The following is a 23,502-nucleotide window of genomic DNA, read 5'->3' on the forward strand; positions in this document are numbered from 1 at the left end:
TGCTCCGAACAGCCTTGACTCGACGGGACTTTTCCCGCCTTCGATGGGTGCACACCCTGACCGGGGACGGACGTGCAGCTTTATCTCCCGATTGCCGAATTGCCCGTCAACATGCTGCTCATCCTCGGCATGGGGCTCGCGGTCGGGTTCATTTCCGGCATGTTCGGCGTCGGCGGCGGATTCCTGCTGACGCCGCTGCTGATTTTCATCGGCATTCCCCCGGCCATCGCGGTCGCCTCGGTGTCCGGTCAGATCGCCGCGTCCTCGCTGTCCGGCACGCTCAGCTACTGGCGCAAGAATGCGGTGGACGCCAAGCTCGTCTCGGTTCTGCTGCTGGGCAGTATCATCGGCTCGGCGGCGGGCGTCGCGGTCTTCGCGCTGCTGAGGCGCGAGGGTCAGCTCGACCTGTTCATCGCACTGTCCTACGTGACCCTGCTCGGCGGCATCGGCCTGCTGATGGTGATCGAGAGCAGCCGCGCCATCGCCCGCGCCCGCTCGTCAGCCGAACCACCGAAGCTCTACGCCGCCCGTGACCGGCGCATCGCCTCGTCGCTGCCCTTCGCCATCCACTTCCCACGCTCGCGCATCACCATTTCGGCGATCCCGGTCGTCGCGATCGGCCTCGGCATCGGCTTCCTCGGTTCGATGATGGGCATTGGCGGCGGCTTCCTGCTGGTGCCGGCGCTGATCTACCTGCTGCGCGTCTCGACGACGGTGGTGATCGGCACGTCGAGCCTGCAGACGCTGATCACCATGCTGATGACGGTGGTCTTCCACGCCATCTCCAACCATTCCGTCGATGTCGTCCTGGCGCTGCTCCTGATGATCGGCGGCGTCGTCGGCGCGCAGTTCGGCGCCCGCGCCTCTATGGCCATGAAGGGCGAGGAGCTGCGCCTGTTGCTGGGCCTCGTGGTGCTGGCGGTCGGCATCCGCTTCTTCGTCGATCTCGTTATCAGGCCGGAAGACCCGTTCTCGAACACCATCGTCGAATGGGTGGCGCGGACATGAGGCTTCTGGCGGCAGCGCTGATCGTTCTCGCCTCGGCCGCCGCCGCGCGCGCCGAGACGATGATCACGTCGCTGTCGACCCACCGGCTGCAGATCACCTCGCAGTTCGTCGGCGCGGAGATCGTGCTGTTCGGCGCCATCGAGCGGGACGCGCAGACCATCTCGCGGGCAGGCGGCTACGACCTCGCCGTGGTCGTTCGCGGCCCGAGGGCCATGGTGACGACGCGCAGCAAGAGCCGCGTCTTCGGCATCTGGATGAACACCGATGCCCGCGAATTCGTCGAGGTGCCGAGCTTCTATGCGCTGCTCGCCAACAAGCCGGCGGTCGATCTCGCCGATCTCGAACTGCGCCGCCGGCAGCAGATCGGCATCGATGCCGTGACGGTCGTCACCCCGCGACCCGGCACCAATCCGGGCGCGACACCGGCCTTCCGCGATGCCTTCCTGCGCATCAACCGCGCGCGCGGCCTCTACCGGGAGAACCCGACGGGCGTCACGTTCCTGACCCCGAGCCTGTTCCGCGCCAACATCCCGGTCGTGCCGAACACGCCGGTCGGGGCCTTCGACGTCGATATCTATCTGATGTCCGGCGGCGTCGTGCTGGCGCGCGAGACCACCAATTTCGAGGTGACCAAGACCGGATTCGAGGCCTTCGTCGCCAATTCGGCCCGAGATCACGGGTTATTCTACGGGCTCGCGGCGGCGGCGCTCGCGCTCGTCACAGGCTGGGCCGCGAGCGTGGTGTTCCGGCGCGACTGACCTGCGTCACAGAACCGTCTCGTCCGCGTGACAGTCAGGGCGCCCCCATCTCGCGAGGCACCCGCTCCGCCAGAGTTGGGGCAGGGCTACGACTCTATGCCTTTTGGAGCATGATCTTGCCCGAAAACCGGTTCCCACTTTTCGGGATCATGCTCTAGGACATGCGCATGAGCGACGAATTTCCGCAGGCATGGCACGAGGGCTGGCGCGGGCGCTGGTTCCTCTATCTCGCGGCTCTCTTCGTCGCGACGGTGCTGATCGTCTGGGGCGGTGCCAGATGGCCCTATGCGCTCGGCGGCGGTGTCGCGCTCGTGGCCGCAGGCTTCGTCGTGCGCCGACGCCCGCGCGAGGCGGCGCCGCTCGACGGCACGCTGCTGGCGCGCCGGGCCGCGCGCCTGACCGACCTGACCGTCGAGGGTCTGGTCGCCGCCGTGCCAATCCCGGCCATCCTGCTCGACCCGAAACTGGTGGTGCGGACCCACAATGCAAAGGCTACCGCGCTGGTGGCCGGGCTGAAGCGCGGCGAGCCGCTGATGCTGGCGCTACGCGCTCCCGAAGTGGTCGAGACGGTGAGGCGGGCGCTTGCGACCAATGCGACGCAGGCCATCGACTATGCCGAGCGGGTGCCGGTCAGCCGCTGGTTCCGGGTGGAGGCCGCGCCCGTCGCGGTGACGGCGGAGGGGCGGGACGGCGGCAAGCCCGATTTCGTGCTCGTCGCGATGACCGACCTGACCGAAGAACGCCGGCTGGAGCGGCTGCGGGCCGATTTCGTCGCCAATGCCAGCCACGAACTGCGCACGCCGCTTGCCTCCGTCGTTGGCTTCATCGAGACGATCCAGGGACCGGCGAAGAAGGATGCGGCGGCCACCGAACGTTTCCTCGGCATCATGCTGGCGCAGGCCCGCCGCATGTCGCGGCTGATCGACGACCTCCTGTCGCTGTCGCGAATCGAGCTGAACGAGCACGTCCGCCCCGTCGGAGACGTCGAACTGGTCGGCCTTATCGGCCATGTCCGCGACACGCTCGGCCCCTATGCCAGCGAGCAGGGCGTGACCGTGGCGGTCGAGGCGAGCGAGCCCGCGATCGTGGTCGCCGGCGATCCCGATGAACTGTTCCGCCTGTTCGAGAATCTCGTCCAGAACGCCATCAAATATGGCGCCGAGGGCAAAAGGGTCGAGATCAGCCTCCAGCGCGAGGCGCGCGAGGGCCGGCGCGACGAGGCGGTCGTCGCCATCCGCGACCACGGCGCCGGCATTCCCGCCGAACACCTGCCGCGTCTGACCGAGCGGTTCTATCGGGTCGATGTCGTTTCCAGTCGCGAGAAGGGCGGCACCGGCCTCGGACTGGCGCTGGTCAAGCACATCCTGAACCGCCATCGCGGCAGGCTCGCCATCGACAGCACCCCCGGAGAGGGCGCAACCTTCACCGTCAGGCTCGAAACCGCCACCGATGCCGGGGCCGGCGGCGGGGAGGCCGCGACGGAACAGGCGCCGGGCCGCGGCGACCGCGCGGCCGATTTGTCGTAACCTCGCCAATGCATTGAACCTGCGGGCGATTCTTCGTCATCGAAGCGTCACCTGAGAGGCATAGAACCGTCGCGACGCGGGGCTATGGGAAGTTTCCCATTCCGCCCCATCGAGGAGCTTCGCATGACCGAGCACATCGTCAGCGCTTTCGAAAACGAACTGAAGGGTCTGGCGCAGCAGGTCGCCGAAATGGGCGGCCTGACCGAGAAGCAGATCGTCGGCGCGATCGATTCGCTGATCAAGGTCGATGTCGCGCTGGCGAACCGGGTGCGCGCGGCCGATCCGGTCATCGACGCCAAGCAGCGCGAGATCGAGGAGCTCGGCATTCTCATCATCGCCAAGCGCCAGCCGATGGCCATCGACCTGCGCGAGATCGTCGGCGCCCTGCGCATCGCGGCGGACCTTGAGCGGATGGCGGACCTTGCCAAGAACATCGCCAAGCGCGTGACCGTCATCAACTCGTCGCTGCCCATGCCGAAGGTCACCGGCGGCTTCGACGCCATGGCGCGCCTCGCACTGGAGCGGGTGAAGGACGTGCTCGACGCCTATGCGCAGCGCGACGTCGCCGCCGCGCTCGAGGTGTGGCGCTCCGACGGCGATATCGACGCGCTGTACAATTCGCTGTTCCGGGAACTGCTCACCTACATGCTGGAGGATCCGCGCAATATCGGCTCCTGCACGCATCTCCTGTTCTGCGCCAAGAACCTCGAGCGGATCGGCGATCACGCGACCAACATCGCCGAGACGGTTCACTACATGGTTCACGGCGTGACGCTCGCCGACGAGCGGCCGAAGCTCGACACCACGACCATGGTGGCGACGGGAACCTGACCGCCTCCTTCATCGACATGCCGGGGATATCGCGATGACCGCACGCATTCTGGTGGTCGAGGACGAAGAGCCGATCACCGTCCTGCTCCGCTACAATCTCGAAGCCGAGGGCTACCGCGTCGAGACGGTGATGCGTGGCGACGAGGCCGAGGTCCGGCTGCGCGAGGCGGTTCCCGACCTCGTCCTGCTGGACTGGATGCTGCCGGGCCTGTCCGGCATCGAGCTCTGCCGGCGCATCCGCCTGCGCGCCGAGACCGAACGCCTGCCGGTGATCATGCTCACCGCACGCGGCGAGGAAGGCGAGCGGGTGAGGGGACTTGCCACCGGCGCCGACGACTATGTGGTCAAGCCGTTCTCGGTGCCGGAACTGCTGGCGCGGGTGCGTGCGCTGCTGCGCCGGGCAAAGCCAGAGCACCTGTCCAGCCTGCTGAAGTCCGGCGATATCGAACTCGACCGCGAGACGCGCCGGGTGCACCGCGCCGGCCGCGAGATATCGCTGGGGCCGACCGAGTTCCGCCTGCTCGAATTCCTGATGCAGTCGCCGGGCCGGGTCTATACCCGCGAACAGCTTCTCGATGGCGTCTGGGGCCGCGACGTCTATATCGACGAGCGCACCGTGGACGTGCATATCGGCCGCCTGCGCAAGGCGGTGAAGCGCGGCCGCGAGGCCGATCCGATCCGCACCGTGCGTGGTTCCGGCTATTCGTTCAACGAGCGCTTCGCAGGCAGCGCCGCCGCCTGAGGGGTGGCGGTTCAGGCCTCGAGGCTTTCCTTCAGCATTTCCAGCTCCAGCCAGCGGTCCTCGGCCGCGGCAAGTTCCCCCTGCGCCTTGGCCAGCGCCGCCGACGCCTTGTCGAAGCCGGCGCGGTCGCGGGTGAACAGGGCGGGGTCGGCGAGGATCTGCTGGAGCTTGGCGATGTCGCGGCCGAGCGCCTCCATCCGGCCGGGCAGGCTGTCGAGATCGTGCTTTTCGCGGAAGGACAGCTTGCGCTTGGTGTCGGCGGCACGCTCGCGCGGCGCTTCCGGCTCGGTCGCGGCCTTGCGCTGGGGCTTGTCGACCACGCGCGCCTCGACGCCCGAACCGCGCTGGGCGAGCATGTCCGAATAACCGCCGGCATATTCGCGCCAGCGTCCCTCGCCCTCGCTGACCAGCACGGACGAACAGACGCGGTCGAGGAAGTCGCGGTCGTGCGAGACGAGGATGACCGTGCCGGGGAAATCGGCGAGCATTTCCTGCAGCAGGTCGAGGGTTTCGAGGTCGAGGTCGTTGGTCGGCTCGTCCAGCACCATGACGTTGGCGGGGCTCGCCAGCGCCCGCGCCAGCAGGAGGCGGCCGCGCTCGCCGCCGGAGAGGACGCCGACCGGCGTGCCCTTCTGCTCGGGGGCGAACAGGAAGTCCTTCATGTAGCCGACGACATGGCGGTTCTCGCCGTTGATGGTCACGTAGTCGCCGCGCCCGCGCGTCAGGGCTTCCGCGAGCGGCGTCGCCGGGTCCAGCGCCTCGCGCTTCTGGTCGAGGGTCGCCATGGCGAGATTGGCGCCGAGCTTCACCGTGCCTGAATCGGGCTCCAGCGTGCCGGTGAGCATGCGGACGAGGGTCGTCTTGCCCGCGCCGTTCGGCCCGACAATGCCAAGCCGGTCGCCCCTGAGGATGCGGATGGAAAGATCGGCGACGACCGGGCGGTCGTCATAGGCCTTGGAGATGCCGAGCGCCTCGACGATGCGCTTGCCGGAGAGTTCTGCATCCGAGACGGTCAGCGAGACGTTGCCGACGGCCCTGCGGTGCTCGCGGAAGTCCTTGCGCAGCGCGTGGAGGTTGCCGAGGCGGCGGACATTGCGCTTGCGGCGCGCCGAGACGCCATAGCGCAGCCAGTGCTCCTCGCGGACGATCTGGCGGTCGAGCTTGTGCTGCTCCTTCTCCTCCTGTTCCAGCACCTCGTCGCGCCAGGCCTCGAAATGGCCGAAGCCCTTGTCGAGGCGGCGGGTGGTGCCGCGGTCGAGCCAGACGGTGGCGCGCGACAGGTTTTCGAGGAACCGCCGGTCGTGGCTGATCATGACGATGGCGGAGGACGACGCCTTGATCGCCGCTTCCAGCCATTCGATGGCGGGAAGGTCGAGATGGTTGGTCGGCTCGTCGAGGATCAGGATGTCGGGTTCGGGCGCGAGGACGCGGGCGAGGGCCGCGCGCTTCTGCTCGCCGCCGGAGAGCGCCGTCGTGCCTTCCTCGCCAGTCAGGCCGAGCTCGTTGAGCATCATGCGCGCGCGGTAGGGGTCGTCGCTCGGTCCAAGACCCGCCTCGACATAGGCGAGCGTGGTCGCAAAGCCGGTGAGGTCCGGTTCCTGCAGGAGGTAGCGGATCGTCGCGCCCGGCTGGGCGAAGCGCTTGCCCGAATCGGCTTCGACGAGGCCGGCGGCGATCTTCAGGAGCGTCGACTTGCCGGAGCCGTTGCGGCCGACCAGCGCCAGCCGGTCGCCGGCCTCGACCGACAGGTCGGCGCTGGTGAGCAGCGGCGTGCCGCCGAAGGTCAGGGCGATGCCCTGCAACTGGAGAAGGGGAGGAGCCATGGGCGGGGCTCTAGCATCGCGCGCGCGACATTGCACGCGGGCGGAGGGCCTGCATGGGCGGATGGCCGGCAAGCCGCCAAGGGCCTTTCCCTAAAACGGTTCAAAGGTCATGATCAGACCCAAGGAAGGCCGAACGGCCGCCTGCCCGGAGACGCCGCCATGACCACCCAACCCCGCTTCATCCGCCTCGCGGCGGAGGACAATGTCGTCGTCGCGGTCGATCTCATCGATCCCGGCAAGATGGTGGATGGCGTGAAGGCCGCGGCGCGCGTGCTCAAGGGCCACAAGATGGCGACGAGAGCGATTGCCGAGGGCGAGCCCATCGTCAAATACGGCCAGATCATCGGCTTCGCCTCCAAGCCGATCGCGCCGGGCGACTGGGTCCATACGCACAATTGCGCCTTCGCCGCCTTCGACCGCGACTACGCCTTCGCGCAGGATGCCCAGCCCGAGACGGTGCTGCCGGTCGAACAGCGCGCGACCTTCGAGGGCTTCCGCCGCGCCAAGGGCCGCGCCGGCACGCGCAACTACATCGCCATTCTGACCTCGGTGAACTGCTCGGCCTCGGTCGCCCGTTTCATGGCGGAGGCGGTGAACCGGTCGGGCATGCTGGCGGAGTTTCCCAATGTCGACGGCGTCATACCGCTGGTCCACGGCACCGGCTGCGGGCTTGCCGGCGAGGGGCTTGGCTTCGACATCCTGGAACGCACGATCTGGGGCTATGCGACCAATCCGAACGTCTCGGCGGTGCTGATCGTCGGCCTCGGCTGCGAGGTGTTCCAGATTCCGCGGCTGATGAAGGATTACGGCATCGAGCCGGGCGACCGATTCCAGTCCATGACCATCCAGGAAACCGGCGGCACGAAGAAGTCGATCGAGGCCGGCATGGCGCGCATCGCTGAGATGCTGCCGGTGGTCAACCAGTCGAAGCGCGAGACGCTGCCGGCCTCCGAACTCTGCCTCGCTCTCCAGTGCGGCGGCTCGGACGGCTATTCCGGCATCACCGCCAATCCCGCGCTCGGCAAGGCCGTAGACCTTCTAGTGAAGCATGGCGGCACGGCCGTTCTGTCCGAAACGCCCGAGATCTACGGCGCGGAGCATCTTCTGACCCGGCGCGCGGAAACCCGCGAGGTCGGTGAGAAGCTGGTCGGCATCATCAAGTGGTGGGAGGACTACACCGCCAAGAACCAGGGCTCGATGGACAACAATCCCTCGCCCGGCAACAAGGCCGGCGGGCTCACCACCATTCTCGAGAAGTCGCTGGGCGCCGCCGCCAAGGGCGGCTCGACCACCATGCGCGGCGTCTATCACTATGCCGAGAAGATCGACCGCAACGGCTTCGTCTACATGGACACGCCCGGCTACGATCCGGTGGCCGCGACGGGGCAGGTGGCCGGCGGCTCGAACGTGCTGTGCTTCACGACGGGGCGCGGCTCAGCCTATGGCTGCAAGCCGACGCCGTCGATCAAGCTGGCGACCAATTCCGACATCTACACCCGCATGATCGACGACATGGACATCAATTGCGGCGACGTGCTGGACGGGGTGTCGCTGGACCAGAAGGGGCAGGAGATCTTCGACCTGATCCTCAGGACCTCCTCCGGCGAGAAGACCAAGTCGGAACTGCTCGGCTACGGCGACAACGAGTTCGTCCCGTGGCAGATCGGCGCGACGATGTGAGGCCAGCGCGGCGGATCAGCCGAGCCGCGCGTCGAACCGATCCCAGAGCGCGCCGCCCACGGCCTTGCGGAAGAAGCCGAAATGGCCGATTCGCCCGGCTTCGGTGCCGGCGGCGCTGACCACCTCGACCTTGGCGCTCGGGAAGCGCCGGGCAAGCCCCCGAACGGCCGCCTCCGGCGCGAATGTGTCGTCGTCGAAGGCGGCAAGATGCACCTGCGCCCCGGCGCGGGCAAAACGCGCCCCGGCGCCGATCGCGGGATCGCCGAAGAAATAGTCCGGGGTCAGGCACCAGCGCGCCCACTGACGGAAGACATCGCCCGGCATCGGCTCGCCGAGCCCGAACCAGTTGGCGGGGAAGTGCCCGGTCAGGCGGATCGCGAGCGGGCCGGCGACACGGGCCAGGAAGCGAAATCCGGCCGCTGTCTTCGGCGGAAACAGCCTCATATCCCCGATCTGCGTCGCGATGCCGAGCACATGCGAGACGCGCGGATGCGGATTGAGCCCATAGGCCTGCCCGCCGAAACTGTGGCCGACGAGGCCGAGCGGCACCGTGTTCCAGGTCGTCGCGGCGAAATCGGAAACGGCCGCGGCATCCCTGTCCGCCCAGTCGAGCATCATCGCCCGGAAGCCGCCAAGCCGGGGCGGCGCCGATCCTCCGATGCCACGATAGTCAAAGGTGATCGCCCGGCGGCCCCGTGCGGCGAGGTCGGCAGCATATTCGGCGTAGAAGCGGCGCGGGACGGCGGTCGCGGACTGGATGACGACCGTCGAGCGGACCGGACCGTCGGGCTCGAAAATGCTCGCCGCCAGCGGATAGCCGTCGGTCGCCGGGATGATAAGGGTTTCGTCGGAATCTGTGCGCATGGGTGGGCGCACCTTGCATCGTGTAGATGCACGATTGACAGTCGGCCGGTTGGCGGATGACGCGGAAAGGGGGCTTCTCGACGAATAGTCGGATATCCAACTATTCCCGTTTTACACGCCGCGCCGGTATGACTATCGTCGCTCGGAAGACAAAAGACGCCGGTAAGGCGCAAGTCAGGTTTTCAGGGAACGCTCGACGAGGTTGCTCTCCATGATTCTCACCCGCCGCAACGCGCTGGCCCTCGCCGGCGCTGCCGTCGCATCGCCCGCCATCATGCGCACCGCCTTCGGCCAGACGCCGCAGGTGACGCTGCGCATGCATCACTTCCTGCCGCCCGTCTCCAATGCCCATCAGCGCTTCCTGGTGCCGTGGTCACGGCAGGTGGAGGCGGCGTCGCAGGGACGGATCAAGATCGACATCTTCCCGTCGATGCAGCTGGGCGGCGCGCCGCCCCAGCTGTTCGACCAGGCCCGCGACGGCGTCGCCGACATCGTTTGGACGCTACCCGGCAACACGCCCGGCCGTTTCCCGGCGACCGAGGCAATGGAACTGCCGTTCATTGCCGGCAAGCGCGGCGTGACCAATTCCAAGGTCATGGCCGAACTCGGCCCCGTCCACTTCTACAAGGAATATTCCGAGGTTCAGCCGCTCTGCCTCTGGGCGCACGACCACGGCCTCATCCACTCCAACAAGCAGGTGCGGACGCAGGCGGACCTGCAGGGCCTGAAGCTGCGCTTCCCGACCCGCCAGGCCGGCGAGGCGCTGCGCGCGCTGGGCGCCACCGCCATCGGCATGCCGATCCCGCAGGTGCCGGAAGCGCTGGCGCAGGGCGTCATCGACGGCGCGGTGGTGCCGTGGGAGGTCGTGCCGGCCCTGCGCCTGCACGAGCTCGTGCGCCATCACACGGAGATCCCGGGCTCGCCGACGCTCTATTCGGCCACCTTCATCCTCGCCATGAACAAGCCGAAATACGAGGGCCTGCCGGCCGACCTGAAGAAGGTGATCGACGACCATTCCGGCATGCCCGCAGCCGTCATGGCCGGCGAGATGTGGGACGAGCGCGGCCGGGCGGTGAGCGAGATGGTCAAGGGCCGCTCGCGCAACACCATCACCGTGCTGGCCGAGGACGAGGCGGCGAAGTGGCGGGCGGCGACCAAGCCGGTCGAGGAAGCCTGGATCCGCAGCGTCAAGGAGCGCAACATCGACGGCCAGAAGATCGTCGATGACGTGCGCGCCGCCGTCGCCAAGCATATGGCGGCCTGACGCGGCATGAGCCTGGAGGGGACAGAAGACGAAGCCGCCGGCTGGTCCGGCGGCGTCATCGGGCGCATGGCGCGCGCGCTCGCCGTCGCCGGCGGCGCGCTGATGCTCGCCACCGCGATCATGGTCGTGGTGTCGGTCGTCTCGCGCTGGCTGTTCAAGGCCGGCGTCAAGGGCGATTTCGAGATGGTGCAGATCGCCACCGCCGTCGCGGTCTTCGCCTTCCTGCCGCTCTGCCAGTGGCGGCGCGGCAATGTCTTCGTCGATACCTTCACCCTCAGGGCGCCGGCATGGTTCAACCGGAACCTCGATACGCTGTGGGACCTGGTCTATGCCGGGTTCGCTGCGCTGATCGCCTGGCGTCTCGCACTCGGCGCCATTGACGCGATCAGCTCGCGGACGAGCTCGATGGTGCTGGCGATCCCCACGGGATGGGCGATCCTCCTGACTGCGGTGATGGCCGCTTTCCTCGCCGTCGTGGCCGCCGTCACGGCCATTCGCCGCTATCGGAGCGCATCGTGAGCGGAGCGACCGTCGCCGTTATCGGCTTTGCCGGCATGCTGGTCCTGCTGGCCCTCAGGATGCCGATCGGGCTTGCCATGCTGACGGCCGGCTCTATCGGCTATACCTGGTTCACGAGCCTGCCGATCTTCATGAATTACATGAAGACAACGCCGTATCATCTTTTCGCCAATTACACTTTTTCTGTCATACCTCTGTTCATCCTGATGGGGGCGCTGGCGGAGAAATCGGGCCTGTCGACGGCATTGTTCCGCGCCGCCGCAGCCTTCCTCGGCCATTTGCGCGGCGGGCTCGGCATGGCGCTGATCGGCGCCTGCACCGGTTTCGGCGCGATTTGCGGCTCGTCGGTCGCGACGACGGCGACCTTCGCCCGCGCGACGCTGCCCGAGTTCGAGCGCTACAAGTACGACAGCGGCTTTGCCGGCGGCATGGTGGCGGTCGGCGGCACGCTCGGCATCCTCATCCCGCCCTCGGTGATCCTCGTCGTCTACGCGATCACGACCGAGCAGAACATCGCCAAGCTGTTCATGGCGGCGCTGATCCCCGGCCTGCTGGCGACCGTGTTCTACTGCATCGTCATCGCGATCGTGGCGCGGCTGAATCCGGCTTCCGCACCGGCGCTCGAGCGGGTGCCGTGGCCGCAGCGCATGCGCGAGATCGTCGGCGTCTGGCCGGTCATGCTCATCGCCATCACCGTCGTCGGCGGCATCTATGGCGGCGTGTTCACGCCGACCGAGGGCGCGGGCGTCGGCTGCGTCGCCATGCTGGTGGTGGGCATCGCGCAGCGCACGCTCGGCTGGGAGGAGATCAAGGCCTCGATCATCCAGACCGCCGAGACCTCGGCGATGATCTTCATCATCCTGCTCGGCGCCGAGGTGTTCAACGCGTTCCTGGCGCTGTCGCACCTGCCCGACACGGCGGCGAAACTCGTCACCGATTCCGGCCTGCCGCCCTACGGCGTCATCGTCGGGCTGCTGATCTTCTACATCATCCTCGGCGGGGTGATGGACGAACTCGCCATGATCCTGCTGACCCTGCCGATCTTCTTCCCGATCGTCACGGCGCTCGATCTCGGCATGCCCGCCGACGATATCGCCATCTGGTTCGGCATCCTCGTGCTGATGGTGGTGGGCATCGGGCTGACCGCGCCGCCCATAGGCCTCAACGTCTTCGTGGTATCGGCGATCGCCCGGCACGTGCCGATCGTGTCGATCTACAAGGGCGTGATCCCCTTCGTGCTCGCCGACATCATCCGCCTCGCGTTGGTGGTGGCCTTCCCGGCGCTGGCGCTCTGGCTGGTCAACTGGCTGACCTAGGCGCGGCGGGCCAAGGGCTGCGTCCTTGCACGTCATGCCCGCCCTTGTGGCGGGCATCCACGACTTGCCCTCAACGGCCGTGATCTGGTGGCCTTTGGAACCACCTAGGGGACTTCGACCTCGACGGTGATGAGGGATGTGCCCGAGCCGATGCTGCTCGTGCCGGTCAGGCCCATCACGAAGCGGTCCGGGCCGGCAAAGCCGGGAGCCGGCGTGTAGACGGCGCCGGCGCGGCCATCGAGAACGACCCGGCCGCCGCGTGGTCGTTCGAGCAGGCGCAGGGCCTCGTAGCGGCTGTGACTGCCCGCATAGAGGCTGACGCGGCAGGGTTCGCGGGCCGCCGTCATGTAGATCACGGCCGGCTGGCCCATGATGAAGGGCCGCCAGTCGATATGGCAGAGCGCGCGGGCGGGACTGGCCGCGCCGATCAGGATGCCGGCAGCCAGGAGCAGCGGGAACAGTCCGAACCCGGGGCGGCGGGCCGGTGCGGGTCGAATCTCGCGCATCGCATCGGCACTCCATCGGCGGAACAGCCGCCGTCTGCGATGCTGCTCGGGCTCCTCAGCCCCGGCTGAGCCGCCGGGCATTGGCCCTGGCACGGCGCGCGGCAGGCCTGGTCGCAGCGACGCCGATCGCCACGAGCCCGTGCGCGACGTCATCCGGCGAGACGCCTCCGAACGCGGAGCGCATCATGAAGCGCCCGGTCTCGAAAGCGGCCTCGACAGAACCTTCGGTCGCGGCGTTCATCTTCTCCGCGACCATGCGCACGGCCTCGATCTGGCCGGATGGCAAGGCAAGGGCCGCCGGGTCGCCGAGCAGCATCATGCGATGGGCAATGGTGACGCTCGCCGCGACGGCGGTCGATGCCGACAGCGTCGCTGCGCCGAGCGCGGCCTCAGTGAAGCGGGGCATGTACCAGAAGAGCAACGCCGTCCCTCGTTCGTCCGGACAGGTTGCCGGTTTCCCTCAGTTTGAGAACATTCCGGGCGTTTGCAAGGAACCAGCGCGCGCATGTCTGCCGATCACCAGAAAAATTCGCCCCCGGAACTTTCCGCGCCAGATCCCGATTTCGAGGCGCGCGGGCGGGCGAGCTTCGCGAGACAGACGATGATGACGACGCTCGGGGCGGAAATCCTGGTCGTGCGGCCCGGCCATGTCGAAATTGCCATGCCTTTTGCCCCGCACATCCTCCAGCAGCACGGTTTCGTTCACGCGGCGGCGCTGACCGCGATCGTCGATACCGCCTGCGGCTTCGCGGCCATGTCGATGATGCCCAAGGGCGCGGGCGTGCTCACCACCGAGTTCAAGATGAACCTGATGTCGCCGGGCAAGGGCGAGCGCTTCGTGGCTGTCGGCCGCGTCATCAAGCCAGGCCGCCAGCTGATGGTGACGCTTGGTGAGTGCTTTGCCGAGGAAGCCGGCAAGCGCAAGCTGATCACACTGATGACGGCGACCATGATGGTCATGAACACGCCGGGCATCGTCGACTAGCGCATGATCCCGAAAAGCGGGAACCGGTTTCCGGAAAAGATCATGCGCAAACAAAGAGTTGGAGCGTGATCCAATTCAATCTGCTGGGATCACACCGCAGGAGGCAGGAATGACCGATCTCGTCATCGAGCGGAACGGCCCCGTCACCACCTTCATCCGCACCCGGTCGGCGGCGCGCAATGCCATGAACCCGGAGGGCGCGCAGGCGCTTTGCGATGCGCTTCTCGCCTTCGATGCCGACGAGACCGCCAGCGTCGGCGTCCTCTGGGGCGCGGGCGGGGCCTTCTGCGCGGGCTTCGACCTGAAAGTGGCGGCAACCGCTGCCGAGGGCACGGTGGCCGGCGGCGCGCTCGACATCCCCGACGGCGACGCGAACTGGCCGCGCGGGCCCATGGGTCCGACGCGGCTGATGCTGTCGAAGCCGGTCATCGCCGCCATTGCCGGCCCGGCGGTGGCCGGCGGCATGGAGATCGCGCTCTGGTGCGACCTGCGGGTCATGGAGGAGGACGCCTATATGGGCGTCTATTGCCGGCGCTGGGGCGTGCCACTGATCGACGGCGGCACCGTGCGCCTGCCGCGCCTTGTCGGGCAGGGCAGGGCGCTGGACCTGATCCTCACCGGCCGCAAGGTGGAAGCGGACGAGGCGCTGCGCATCGGGCTTGCCGACCGCGTGGTGCCGAAGGGCGCGTCGCGCGAGGCTGCGGAGGCGCTGGCCCACGAGATCGCGCGCTTCCCGCAGGGGTGCATGCGGTCGGACCGCGCTTCCGCCTATGCCCAGTGGGATTTCGACCTCAACGGCGCGCTGCGCAACGAATGGCGTACGTCGTCCGCCTTCGCGCTCTCCGAGGGTGCGGCAGGCGCAGCCCGTTTCGCCGCCGGGAAGGGTCGCGGCGGCGATTTCGGTTCGATCTGACCGGCCTGACCGGCGCTATTTCATCGACAGGACCACCGACCCCGACACCGCATCGGTGACGCCCATGCCGCCGCCGAGATCCTCCAGCGTGTCACGGAAGCTGTTGAGCGTCGCGATCATCTGCGGACGCGCGCCGGCCATCGCGTCGATGCTGTCCCATTCGGCGATGATGCAGTAGCGGGCGTCGCCGATCTTGATCATGTTGGCGTGGCGCAGACCCGGCCAGGCCGCCACCGAGACGCGATGGGCATCGAGGAAGGCGTCCTCCATGCCCGGCTTGACCTTGAAACGCACGGCATTGAATGCAGTCATGGCGGTCTCCGACAGCTCACTGGTGCATGCGTCGTCACGAGGGGGCGCGGTCAGGCCGGCCTCTCGACGGCCACAGGGTACCGGCGTCGCCGGCCCGCGCAAACCTTCATTCGCCGGTTCGTGAAAGCCCCTAGTTCAATGCGGCCTTGATGACATTGTCGCCGATGCCGAGGCTGCGCGCGGTGTCGGCGATCGCATCCCATGTGCCGTCCGAGAGCGGCACGCCGTCCCTGAGCTTCGCCGCCTTGGCGCGCGCCTCCGCCTCGCCGGGCACCAGCACCTCGCCGCCGGCCTGTTCGGGACGCGCGCTCTTGTAATAGGCGACGTATTCGGCGCATTCGGCGGGGAAAAAGCCGTCGGGATCGATGATTTTCGGGTCGATATAGATCGACATCATGCCGTTGCAGAACCGCTTGTCGGGGCCTGTCGCGCCAGCGCCGGTCAGCGCGCCGCCGAGGATCTCGCACATGAAGGCGAGGCCCGAGCCCTTGTGCTCGCCGAAGGCGCGGATGGCGCCGGGTCCGTTCATCGGGTCGCGCGGACCGGGGCCCGCGGGGTAGGGGCCGTAGAGCACGGCGGGATCGCCGCTGCGCGTGCCGTCCGGCGAGACCAGCGCGTCGGCAGGAATCTTCTTGCCGCCCATGGAGGCGACCAGCACCTTGCCTTCGGCCACGAGCGAGGTGGCGAAATCGAGCAGCAGCGGCGCGCGGCCGGGCATCGGAACACCGATGCAATAGGGCGCGGTGGAGATGCGCCGGTCGACGCCGCCATAGGGCGCGACGAGGATCGAGCCGACGACATTGACGAAATGGATGGAGACGAGGCCCTCGGCCGCCGCCATCTCCGCGAAGTCGCCGATACGGCCGAGATGGCCGGCATGTTTCAGCGCGACGGCCGCAAGGCCGGCCTGCTTCGCCTTGGCGATGCCGATCCTGACCGCCTGCGGCCCGACCGTCTGGCCGAAGCCGTAATGGCCGTCGAGCACCGCGATCGACGGCGTGTCGATGACGGCGGTCACGGTCTTGCCGGCTTCCACCCGGCCTTCCTGCAACCAGCCGACATAGCGCGGCACGCGGGCGACGCCATGGCTGTCATGGCCGGTGAGATTCGCTTCGGTCAGGTAATTGCCGATCCGCGCGGCCTCGTCGCCCGCGCAGCCCGCCGCCTCGAAGATCGTCGTCACGAGCGCCTTCAGGCGTTCGGCATTCACGACTGCCATGCATTCCTCCCGCATTTTGGATCGATCTTGGCGCAGTGCGCCGGCATCGGAAAGGCCCCGGACCACAGGCGCGCCGTGCACCGGCCGCACTTCCGCGCGTGAAGCGGGCCGGCTAGGCTCGCCCCGAGAGGAGCCATCGCATGTCCCGGTCCGCGCCGAAGGTCGCCATCCCCCAGTTCACGACGGCGCGGCTCGAACGGCCGGACGGCGCGGTGATCCACTACGAGGTGGCGGGCGAGGGGCCGCCCATGGTCTTCGCCCATGGCCTTGGCGGCAATCACCTGAGCTGGTGGCAGTCGGCGCCGGTTTTCGCGCAGAACCACAAGGTGGTGGTGTTCTCTCATCGCGGCTTTTCGCCGTCGACCGCGCCCGGCGGCCTGCCGGACCCGAAGCTCTATGCCGGCGATCTCGTCGCGTTGCTCGACGCCCTGTCGATCCCGAAGGCGGTGATCGTCGGCCAGTCGATGGGCGGCTGGACGGCGGTCGAGACCGCACTGGCCGCGCCGGAGCGCGTCGCGGGCATCGTCATGGCCTGCACATCCGGCTCGTTCGACTACGACCGGTTCGGCGATCCCGGCGTGAAGGCGTGGCGCGAGGCGGCGCCCAAGGCGATAGCCGCCCTGGCCGCGCGCGGCATCCACCGCGCCGCCGGCGCGCGCATGGCCGACGAGCAGCCCGACCTTCATGCGCTCTACCGGGGCATCGACCGGCTCACCTCCGGCCTCGACAAGAATGAGGTCGGCAACCGCATCCGCGTCATGCGCACGCGCGGCGCGGAGGATGCGGCAAAGATCGCCTGTCCGGCCCTGTTCGTCATCGGCGAGGAGGATCTGCTGATCTGTCCGAGGGGCATCGAACTGGTCGCGGGCACGTTGCCGAAGGCGCGCACCGTCACCGTGCCGGTCTCCGGTCACTCCGTCTATTTCGAGCGGGCGACGCTGTTCAATGCGACGGTGGAAGGGTTCCTCGCCGAGATCGGCTGGAACTGATCAGCGCGACGGCTGCGGGGCTGCGGCCGCGTTGCCGCCGTTTCGCAGAAAGCCCTGCGGCAGGACCGGCGCTTCCTTCATCAGCATGATCGAGACGCGGCGGTTGGCGGCCAGATAGGGATCGTCGGGGAACATCGGTTCGCTGTCGCCCTTGCCGGTCACGGCGAAGATGCGGTCCGGCGGCAGGCCATTCTCCTCCAGAACCATGCGGACGGCATTGGCCCGGTCGGCGGTCAGGTCCCAGGGGCCGTAGCCGGGGCGGCCGAGCACGCGCGATCCCGATGTGTGGCCGGTGATGGTGATGCGGTTGGGCAACTGGCGCAGAGCCGGCGCGAGCGCCGCGATCAGCCTGCGGGTGCGCTCATAGGGTTCGCGGCCGTCCGGCGGGAACATGGCGCGGCCGTCCTGATCGACGATCTGGATGTCCAGCCCGTCCGGCCGCTCCTCCATGATGACGTTCTTGGAGAGTTCGGCGATTTCCGGGAAGGCCTGCAGCGCCTGGCGGAGGCTGGCCGCGGCGAGGGCGAGTTGCCGGCTCTGCGCGATCGGGATGCCGTCGGGGGAATTCTCCGGGCCGGGCGGGCCGGGACGGTCGGTCGGCGAGTCGGCGGAGGGCGAGACATTCTGGACATAGGGGCGGGTCGGCACGCCGTTCAGCTCGACGATGCCCGACATGAGGGTGTTGCTGGTGGTTCCGAACGCCTCGCGGAACGAACCGGTCATCATGTGCTTCTTGCGCTCGTCCTGATTCGAGGTCGCGACCAGCACGACGAAGAAGGACATCAGCAGGCCCATCAGGTCGGCGAACGTAACGAACCAGCCGTGACCGCCGGCGTGACCATCTGCCTTGCGCTTGGCCATGGCTCAGGCCGCTTCCGCCATGTCGTGGCGATCATGGGCGGTCAGATAGGCGAGCAGCATTTCCTTGACGATCTGCGGGCTCTTCTGGTTCCGGATCTGGATGATGCCGTCGATGATGATCGACCGGGAAATGTCCTCCTCGGCCATCTTCAGGTGGCATTTGTCGGCGATCGGCATGCAGACCATGTTGGCGACGACGGCGCCGTAGAGCGTCGCGATGAGCGCCATGGCCATGATGGGGCCGAGCTTGGAGGGGTCGGTCATGTTGGCGAACATGTTGACCATGCCGAGCAGCGTTCCGATCATGCCGAACGCGGGGGCGCAATCGCCGATCGAACGGTAGATCTTCTGTGCCTCGTCGAGCTGGGCGTAGACGTTGTCCTTTTCCGTTTCCATCGTCTGGCGGATGAAATCGGCATCGTAGCCGTCGGCGATGTAGCGGACCCCCTGGGCGAGGGTGGGGTCGGCGATCTCCAGCTTCTCCAGCGCGTTGGGGCCCTGCTTGCGCGCGACTTCGGCAACGCGGGTGATTTCCTCGACGAGTTCGCGCGGGCTGATGCGCGGCATGGCCAGCGCGGCCTTGAACCCCATGGGGATGCCGTGAAGGATGACGCCGAGGGGATAGCGCGTCAGGGTCGCCGTGAAGGCGCCGCCGAAGATGATGATGATCGCGTGCTTGTCGACGTACTGCCCGAAATTGCCGCCATCGATGAGGATCAGCACGACGATGACCGCCACCGCGCCGACCAGGCCGAGAATTGTTGCGATATCCATGGATCGGCCCCACGCCCGAACGAGCGAGTCTTGAACAGTCACCGCAAAATTAGGAGAGAGCGCTTAAAGCCTCCTTAAGGTTGCGAGAGGGTTGACGCGCCGGCGCCATCTTGCACGACCCGCCGGACGACGGCTAAAGGCAGAAAAAGCATCGAGGGAGGTTCCGCACCGATGAAACCGACGGTCGTTCTTCTTGCCGCGCTCGCCACTCTGGGCATGGCCGGCTGCGCCCAGACGCAGGCGCCGGCGACGCCGCCCGGCCCGCCGGTCGCCAATGCCACGCCGCCGCCGCTGCCGCCCGATCCGGCGCTCGGGGCTCATGCGACGCAGGGACAGGCGCCGGGCACCCGGCGGCCCGGAGCGCCCGCGCCGCGCTGATGCCGCCTCTTTTTTGACACGGCCCGCCGGTCAATTGCGCCGGCAATCCGTCGAACGAGGTCGCCCGTGCCCGAATACCGGCTGCACTGCTTCGCCCAGTCGGGCAATTCCTACAAGGCCGCGCTGATGCTCGAACTGTGCGGGCTCGACTGGGAGCCCGTGCTGGTCCGCTATTTCGACGGCGCGACACGGTCGGCCGAGTGGCGCTCGGACACCAATGCCATGGGCGAGGTGCCGGTGCTCGAGCATGGCGGCCGAAAGCTGGCCCAGTCGGGCGTGATCCTGACCTATCTGGCGCGTCGCGCCGGCCGTTTCGGACCCGAGAACGAGGACGAGGAACTCGACATCCTCCGCTGGATGCTGTTCGACAACCACAAGTTCACCAGCTATTTCGCGACCCATCGCTTCATGCTGTCGCTGGCCGGCAAGCCCTCCGACCCGGCGGTGCTGTCGTTCATGCGCGGGCGGGTGGACGCCGCGCTGGGGGTCGTCGATACCTATCTCGCCAAGCACGCGTTTCTGGTCGGCAACCGCGCGACGATCGCCGACCTGTCGCTCGCCGGCTATATGTTCTACCCCAATGCCGAAACCGGATACGACCTGTCCCTGTCGCATCCGAACATCCATGCCTGGCGGCAGCGTCTTGTCGCGCTGCCGGGCTGGAAGGCGCCCTACGACCTGATGCCGAGCGCGCTGCCGGCCACCTGAACGGATCGACGATGCGTCATTATCTCGCCCTCGCGCCCGCTTTGCTGCTCGGCGCCTGCATGGGAGCCTCCGAGCCGCCGGTCGCGGCGCAGGCGCCCGTTCAGGCCGTGCCGGTCGCGCCGGTCACCGCCTCAGCCCTGCCGCCGCCTTCCGGCGGAGGGGCAACCGTCGTGACGTCGTCGGGCGCCTCGGCTCCCCCGCCGGGTCCTGGAGGCATGAGCCAGGCGCAGGTCGCGACGATGGCGCGCGCGCCGGGCGCCCGCGAGAGCGCGAGCCTGTCCAATGTGTCGCGCACCCCGTCCTCGGGCGGTGGCGGCGGCGGTACGCTCGGCGGCACCATTGTCGGCGGCCAGTCGGCGGGGGTCATTCCCTCGACCGTCGATCGCAACCGGCCGGAGCCGCGCCGGGTCTCGGTGCCGCGCGATCCGCTCGGCCCCGGTACGCCGCCGCCAGTGCTCCAGCCGGAGCTGCGCGACACCACCGGCAATTCGCTCAGGAACCGCCAGCGCGTCGAGTTCTGACGCGTTTCCGCGGCCCGATACGGGCGAAACAGGCGGGGCGCCCGGTCGGCGCAGCCGCGCAATCAAGCCGTGGGACAAGCCGGACAACCCGGAGCGACCCATGTCCCGCCATAGCTTCACCCGCCATAGCTTCACCTGCCAGAGCCTCTCCCGCCAGAGCCTCTCCCGCCGCCTGATCGCGTTCTCATCGACCCGCATCGCGCGGCTCGCCGCCATGGCGGCGGGCGCGGTCGCGCTCAACCTGTTCATCGCCATGCCGGCCTCGGCGACCTCGTTCTGCAACATGAAGCGGACCTCGGACGGGTTCGCCGCCCTCCGCGCCGCGCCGGATGCCAATGCCCGCATCCTCGTGCGGATGCGCCACACGGACGAGGTCATGCTCGGCCTCGGCGAGCGCGGCCCGTGGCGCGAGGTCACCCACTGGCGCGGCCAGACCCGCCACGAGGACGGCGGCTTCGGCCGCGGCCGCCGGGGCTGGGTGCATCACAGCCTGCTCGGCGAGTGCGGGTGACGGTCATGGCCTGTTCGCCTTCGACGACGCGGCGGCTCCTGGCCGCAGCCATCGTGACGCTCGGCGCGCTGAGCGCCGCGCCGGCCTCGGCCATCACCTATTGCAATGTCAGCCGGACCCCCGACGGCTTCGTCGCCTTGCGCACCGGGCCGGATGCCGGCGCTCGCATGGTCACGCGCATGCGCAGCGGCGAGGAGGTGCTCCTCGAAACAGGCCGCGACGGCGCTTGGCAGCGCGTTCATCTGATGCGCCGCACGGGCATCGACGACGGCTATTTCGGTCCGGGCCACGCAGGCTGGATGCATTCGCGCTTCATCGAGCGCTGCTACTGAACGGGTTCGTCCGATGAAACGGCTTCTTGTCGCGTTGTTGTCCTCGTGCGCGCTGTCCGCCGGCGCTAGTGCCGCGACCCTGCCGTCCTGCTCGATGGACGGTTTCGACTGGCGGAACGATCGCGTCTTCGCCGAGAGCCGCCATCCCGCGGTCAGGAACCAGCGCGTCGAGCGGCTGATCTGCCAGACGACGGAGGTCTATGAGCCGAGCGCCGGCGGCGTCCGGCTGCGCATCCAGCGCGCCAAGGTGCATCAGCCGGCCGCCGATGGCAGCGCGGGGGTCGAGGAAAGCGTCAATCTCTATACGGTCGCGCGCGTGACACAGCAGGGCGAGGAGCCGGTCGGCCGTTTCCTCGCGGCCTACGACATTTCCCGCGACAAGCCGTTCATCGATCCGCAACTGGCCGTGGTCGACGGCGACCCGGTCCTGACGCTCGGACGGAGCGTCGCCACTGCCTACCGTCTGACAGCCGCCGGCATCGTGCCGTTCGATGCGCATGGCTGGGTGCCGGGAGCCCGCGAGCTTGCCGGTCCCGGTCTGTCGGTCGGGCAGGTGCGCCTGACCGATTTCGGGCGCATGGCAGGCTATCTCGCGGTCTTTCCGCTCGGTTCCGACGACCCCGCGCGGCGGACCTCCGCGCTGACCGATCACAAGCTGCTGAAGGCGCATCTCGCCTTCGTGGATGGCCGTCTCGCCGTCAGGTCCGTGGAGCGGGTGGAGCGCGCCGAAATCCAGGACGTCGAGGAAAGCGCCGCCATCGCCGACAGCGAGGAAACCGCCGAGGAGGCGCGCAAGCGCCTGCCGGCCGGCACCGAGCCCTGCCAGATGTCCGGCTGGTCCATCGATGCCGATCCCGCCGGCCTGAATGTCCGTTCCGAACCGTCCGCGCGCGGCCGCGTCCTCGGCCGGGTGCCGCCGGCCTGGAACGCCGCCGGGCGCGACGGCGATGAAGGCACCAACTACCGCGCTGAATTCGACATTGCCGGCTATCGCGACGGCTGGTTCTTCATCCGCAACATCCGCGCGCCCGGCACCGATTACGGCGAGCGCTATCCGCGCTCCCGTCCTCAGCCCTATCGCGGGCAGGGCTGGGTTTCCGCGCGCTTCGTCGGCGCGGCGCTCGCCAATGGCGGGCTGCCCGGCGGCCAGCTGCTTCAGACGCCGAACCAGTACGCCGCCGTTACCCCGGTGACCCGGCAGGGCGAGCCGATCTCGACCGGCGACATCGTGCAGCGGCTCCATGCCTGTTCGGGCAATTGGGGGCTCATCGAGATCGAGGGCGCGCGCGGCTGGTGGAACGGCATCTGCTCCAATCAGGTGACCAATTGCAGTTGATCGCCGCAGGGCCGCCCGTCGTTGCGCGCATCACGCGAAGCGGGCTATAGGGCGGTCTCTTTCGGTTTGGGATGACACGCGTGGCCGACGACAGCAAAGGCGGACTGGGCGAAACGGTCCGCGTGGTGATCCATGCGCTCCTCATCGCAGTGGTGATCCGCACCTTCCTCTTCCAGCCGTTCAACATCCCGTCCGGCTCGATGAAGGACACGCTGCTGGTCGGCGACTACCTGTTCGTCTCGAAATTCTCCTACGGCTATTCGCGTTATTCGCTGCCGTTCTCGCCGGATCTGTTCCAGGGCCGTGTCTTCGGCAGCGTGCCGACGCGCGGCGATGTGGTGGTGTTCCGCCTGCCGAAGGAGCCGGACGTCGACTATATCAAGCGCGTCATCGGCCTGCCGGGCGACAAGATCCAGGTGATCGGCGGCCAGGTGCACATCAACGGCGTGCCGGTCGCGCGCCAGCGCGTCGACGATTTCGTGGAGACCGAGGAGGGCCGCGAGACGCGCACCCGCCGCTTCCGCGAAACGCTGCCGAACGGCGTCAGCTACACGACGCTCGACCTCTACGAAAACGGCTTCTACGACAACACGCCCGTCTATGACGTGCCTCCCGGCCACGTCTTCGTGATGGGCGACAACCGCGACAATTCCACCGACAGCCGCGTGCTCAGCCAGGTCGGCCCGATTCCGCTGGACCACCTGATCGGCCGGGCGCAGATTCTGTTCTTCTCGCTCGAAGAGGGTGAGCGGGCCTGGGCCTTCTGGCGCTGGCCCTGGTCGATCCGCTGGTCGCGGTTCGGCTCCCTCGTGAGGTGACGAAAGGC

General features: G+C 68.1%; 27 protein-coding genes. 19 read left to right on the forward strand and 8 right to left on the reverse strand.

The window, feature by feature from the left end; translation table 11 throughout:
- The first annotated feature begins 72 nt into the window (after window positions 1-72).
- From JNK84_RS18215 to phoB, 5 genes are all read left to right on the forward strand, one after another.
- Window positions 73-1,008 (forward strand): sulfite exporter TauE/SafE family protein, encoded by a 936-nt coding sequence (locus tag JNK84_RS18215; protein ID WP_293426332.1) that lies wholly within the window; start codon window positions 73-75, stop codon window positions 1,006-1,008.
- A complete protein-coding gene (locus tag JNK84_RS18220; RefSeq protein WP_293426334.1) occupies window positions 1,005-1,766 on the forward strand; it encodes a TIGR02186 family protein in 762 nt (253 codons plus the stop codon). Before JNK84_RS18215 ends, JNK84_RS18220 begins: the two co-directional genes overlap by 4 nt.
- Window positions 1,767-1,933: 167 nt before the next feature.
- Window positions 1,934-3,292, forward strand: a complete 1,359-nt coding sequence (locus JNK84_RS18225; protein ID WP_293426336.1) for a sensor histidine kinase — start codon at window positions 1,934-1,936, stop codon at window positions 3,290-3,292.
- A 123-nt stretch (window positions 3,293-3,415) separates the two neighbouring features.
- On the forward strand, window positions 3,416-4,123 hold the full coding sequence (gene phoU, locus JNK84_RS18230; protein WP_293426338.1) for a phosphate signaling complex protein PhoU: 708 nt from the start codon (window positions 3,416-3,418) through the stop codon (window positions 4,121-4,123).
- Window positions 4,124-4,157: 34 nt separating this feature from the next.
- Window positions 4,158-4,865 carry a phosphate regulon transcriptional regulator PhoB gene (gene phoB, locus JNK84_RS18235; protein WP_293426340.1) on the forward strand — a complete coding sequence of 236 codons (708 nt, stop codon included), beginning with the start codon at window positions 4,158-4,160 and terminating at the stop codon, window positions 4,863-4,865.
- Window positions 4,866-4,876: 11 nt separating this feature from the next.
- Here the strand turns inward: phoB and JNK84_RS18240 are convergent, their stop codons facing one another.
- Window positions 4,877-6,688 carry an ABC-F family ATP-binding cassette domain-containing protein gene (locus JNK84_RS18240; protein WP_293426342.1) on the reverse strand — a complete coding sequence of 604 codons (1,812 nt, stop codon included), beginning with the start codon at window positions 6,686-6,688 and terminating at the stop codon, window positions 4,877-4,879.
- 159 nt (window positions 6,689-6,847) lie between these two features.
- Between JNK84_RS18240 and JNK84_RS18245 the strand changes: the two genes are divergently transcribed.
- Complete coding sequence (locus tag JNK84_RS18245; RefSeq protein ID WP_293426344.1) at window positions 6,848-8,368, forward strand: UxaA family hydrolase; 1,521 nt, start codon at window positions 6,848-6,850, stop codon at window positions 8,366-8,368.
- A 15-nt stretch (window positions 8,369-8,383) separates the two neighbouring features.
- On the opposite strand, the gene JNK84_RS18250 is transcribed toward JNK84_RS18245, so the two are convergent.
- Window positions 8,384-9,232: an alpha/beta hydrolase family protein gene (locus JNK84_RS18250; RefSeq protein ID WP_293426346.1), complete on the reverse strand. Its 849-nt coding sequence runs from the start codon at window positions 9,230-9,232 to the stop codon at window positions 8,384-8,386.
- A 211-nt stretch (window positions 9,233-9,443) separates the two neighbouring features.
- Between JNK84_RS18250 and JNK84_RS18255 the strand changes: the two genes are divergently transcribed.
- The 3 genes from JNK84_RS18255 to JNK84_RS18265 are packed head-to-tail and all read left to right on the forward strand — an operon-like array spanning window position 9,444 to window position 12,331.
- On the forward strand, window positions 9,444-10,496 hold the full coding sequence (locus JNK84_RS18255) for a TRAP transporter substrate-binding protein (RefSeq protein ID WP_293426348.1): 1,053 nt from the start codon (window positions 9,444-9,446) through the stop codon (window positions 10,494-10,496).
- A 6-nt stretch (window positions 10,497-10,502) separates the two neighbouring features.
- Window positions 10,503-11,015 carry a TRAP transporter small permease gene (locus tag JNK84_RS18260; RefSeq protein WP_293426350.1) on the forward strand — a complete coding sequence of 171 codons (513 nt, stop codon included), beginning with the start codon at window positions 10,503-10,505 and terminating at the stop codon, window positions 11,013-11,015.
- Entirely contained in the window at window positions 11,012-12,331 is a 1,320-nt protein-coding gene (locus JNK84_RS18265; protein WP_293426352.1) for a TRAP transporter large permease, read from the forward strand. Before JNK84_RS18260 ends, JNK84_RS18265 begins: the two co-directional genes overlap by 4 nt.
- A gap of 104 nt (window positions 12,332-12,435) precedes the next feature.
- Here the strand turns inward: JNK84_RS18265 and JNK84_RS18270 are convergent, their stop codons facing one another.
- Window positions 12,436-12,837 (reverse strand): Ig-like domain-containing protein, encoded by a 402-nt coding sequence (locus tag JNK84_RS18270; protein WP_293426354.1) that lies wholly within the window; start codon window positions 12,835-12,837, stop codon window positions 12,436-12,438.
- Window positions 12,838-12,892: 55 nt separating this feature from the next.
- Window positions 12,893-13,243, reverse strand: coding sequence for a hypothetical protein (locus JNK84_RS18275; RefSeq protein ID WP_293426356.1), 351 nt, complete (start codon window positions 13,241-13,243; stop codon window positions 12,893-12,895).
- A gap of 195 nt (window positions 13,244-13,438) precedes the next feature.
- Here JNK84_RS18275 and JNK84_RS18280 point away from each other — a divergent pair, with 195 nt between their 5' ends.
- On the forward strand, window positions 13,439-13,822 hold the full coding sequence (locus tag JNK84_RS18280) for a PaaI family thioesterase (protein WP_293426358.1): 384 nt from the start codon (window positions 13,439-13,441) through the stop codon (window positions 13,820-13,822).
- A gap of 109 nt (window positions 13,823-13,931) precedes the next feature.
- The gene (locus JNK84_RS18285) at window positions 13,932-14,735 is read left to right on the forward strand and encodes a crotonase/enoyl-CoA hydratase family protein (protein ID WP_293426360.1); all 804 of its coding nucleotides are present in this window, start codon (window positions 13,932-13,934) and stop codon (window positions 14,733-14,735) included.
- 15 nt (window positions 14,736-14,750) lie between these two features.
- Here the strand turns inward: JNK84_RS18285 and JNK84_RS18290 are convergent, their stop codons facing one another.
- Together JNK84_RS18290 and JNK84_RS18295 are read right to left on the reverse strand one after the other, a co-directional pair.
- Complete coding sequence (locus tag JNK84_RS18290) at window positions 14,751-15,047, reverse strand: antibiotic biosynthesis monooxygenase (RefSeq protein ID WP_293426362.1); 297 nt, start codon at window positions 15,045-15,047, stop codon at window positions 14,751-14,753.
- 130 nt (window positions 15,048-15,177) lie between these two features.
- Complete coding sequence (locus tag JNK84_RS18295; RefSeq protein WP_293426364.1) at window positions 15,178-16,266, reverse strand: malate/lactate/ureidoglycolate dehydrogenase; 1,089 nt, start codon at window positions 16,264-16,266, stop codon at window positions 15,178-15,180.
- A 140-nt stretch (window positions 16,267-16,406) separates the two neighbouring features.
- Here JNK84_RS18295 and JNK84_RS18300 point away from each other — a divergent pair, with 140 nt between their 5' ends.
- Entirely contained in the window at window positions 16,407-17,255 is an 849-nt protein-coding gene (locus JNK84_RS18300) for an alpha/beta fold hydrolase (protein ID WP_293426366.1), read from the forward strand.
- On the opposite strand, the gene JNK84_RS18305 is transcribed toward JNK84_RS18300, so the two are convergent.
- Window positions 17,256-18,116 carry an OmpA/MotB family protein gene (locus JNK84_RS18305; protein WP_293426368.1) on the reverse strand — a complete coding sequence of 287 codons (861 nt, stop codon included), beginning with the start codon at window positions 18,114-18,116 and terminating at the stop codon, window positions 17,256-17,258.
- A gap of 3 nt (window positions 18,117-18,119) precedes the next feature.
- Window positions 18,120-18,890, reverse strand: a complete 771-nt coding sequence (locus JNK84_RS18310) for a motility protein A (protein ID WP_293426370.1) — start codon at window positions 18,888-18,890, stop codon at window positions 18,120-18,122.
- 171 nt (window positions 18,891-19,061) lie between these two features.
- Here JNK84_RS18310 and JNK84_RS18315 point away from each other — a divergent pair, with 171 nt between their 5' ends.
- From JNK84_RS18315 to lepB, 7 genes are all read left to right on the forward strand, one after another.
- Complete coding sequence (locus JNK84_RS18315) at window positions 19,062-19,268, forward strand: hypothetical protein (RefSeq protein WP_293426372.1); 207 nt, start codon at window positions 19,062-19,064, stop codon at window positions 19,266-19,268.
- A gap of 66 nt (window positions 19,269-19,334) precedes the next feature.
- Window positions 19,335-19,976 carry a glutathione S-transferase family protein gene (locus tag JNK84_RS18320; RefSeq protein ID WP_293426374.1) on the forward strand — a complete coding sequence of 214 codons (642 nt, stop codon included), beginning with the start codon at window positions 19,335-19,337 and terminating at the stop codon, window positions 19,974-19,976.
- Window positions 19,977-19,987: 11 nt separating this feature from the next.
- Entirely contained in the window at window positions 19,988-20,497 is a 510-nt protein-coding gene (locus JNK84_RS18325) for a hypothetical protein (RefSeq protein ID WP_293426376.1), read from the forward strand.
- Window positions 20,498-20,597: 100 nt separating this feature from the next.
- Window positions 20,598-21,008, forward strand: coding sequence for a hypothetical protein (locus JNK84_RS18330; protein WP_293426378.1), 411 nt, complete (start codon window positions 20,598-20,600; stop codon window positions 21,006-21,008).
- Window positions 21,009-21,013: 5 nt separating this feature from the next.
- Window positions 21,014-21,340, forward strand: coding sequence for an SH3 domain-containing protein (locus JNK84_RS18335; protein WP_293426380.1), 327 nt, complete (start codon window positions 21,014-21,016; stop codon window positions 21,338-21,340).
- A 13-nt stretch (window positions 21,341-21,353) separates the two neighbouring features.
- On the forward strand, window positions 21,354-22,676 hold the full coding sequence (locus JNK84_RS18340; RefSeq protein ID WP_293426382.1) for a hypothetical protein: 1,323 nt from the start codon (window positions 21,354-21,356) through the stop codon (window positions 22,674-22,676).
- Window positions 22,677-22,747: 71 nt separating this feature from the next.
- Entirely contained in the window at window positions 22,748-23,494 is a 747-nt protein-coding gene (gene lepB / locus JNK84_RS18345) for a signal peptidase I (protein ID WP_441343269.1), read from the forward strand.
- The last annotated feature ends 8 nt before the right edge of the window (window positions 23,495-23,502 follow it).

This window comes from Phreatobacter sp. (assembly GCF_016793595.1).
GTDB lineage: Bacteria > Pseudomonadota > Alphaproteobacteria > Rhizobiales > Phreatobacteraceae > Phreatobacter.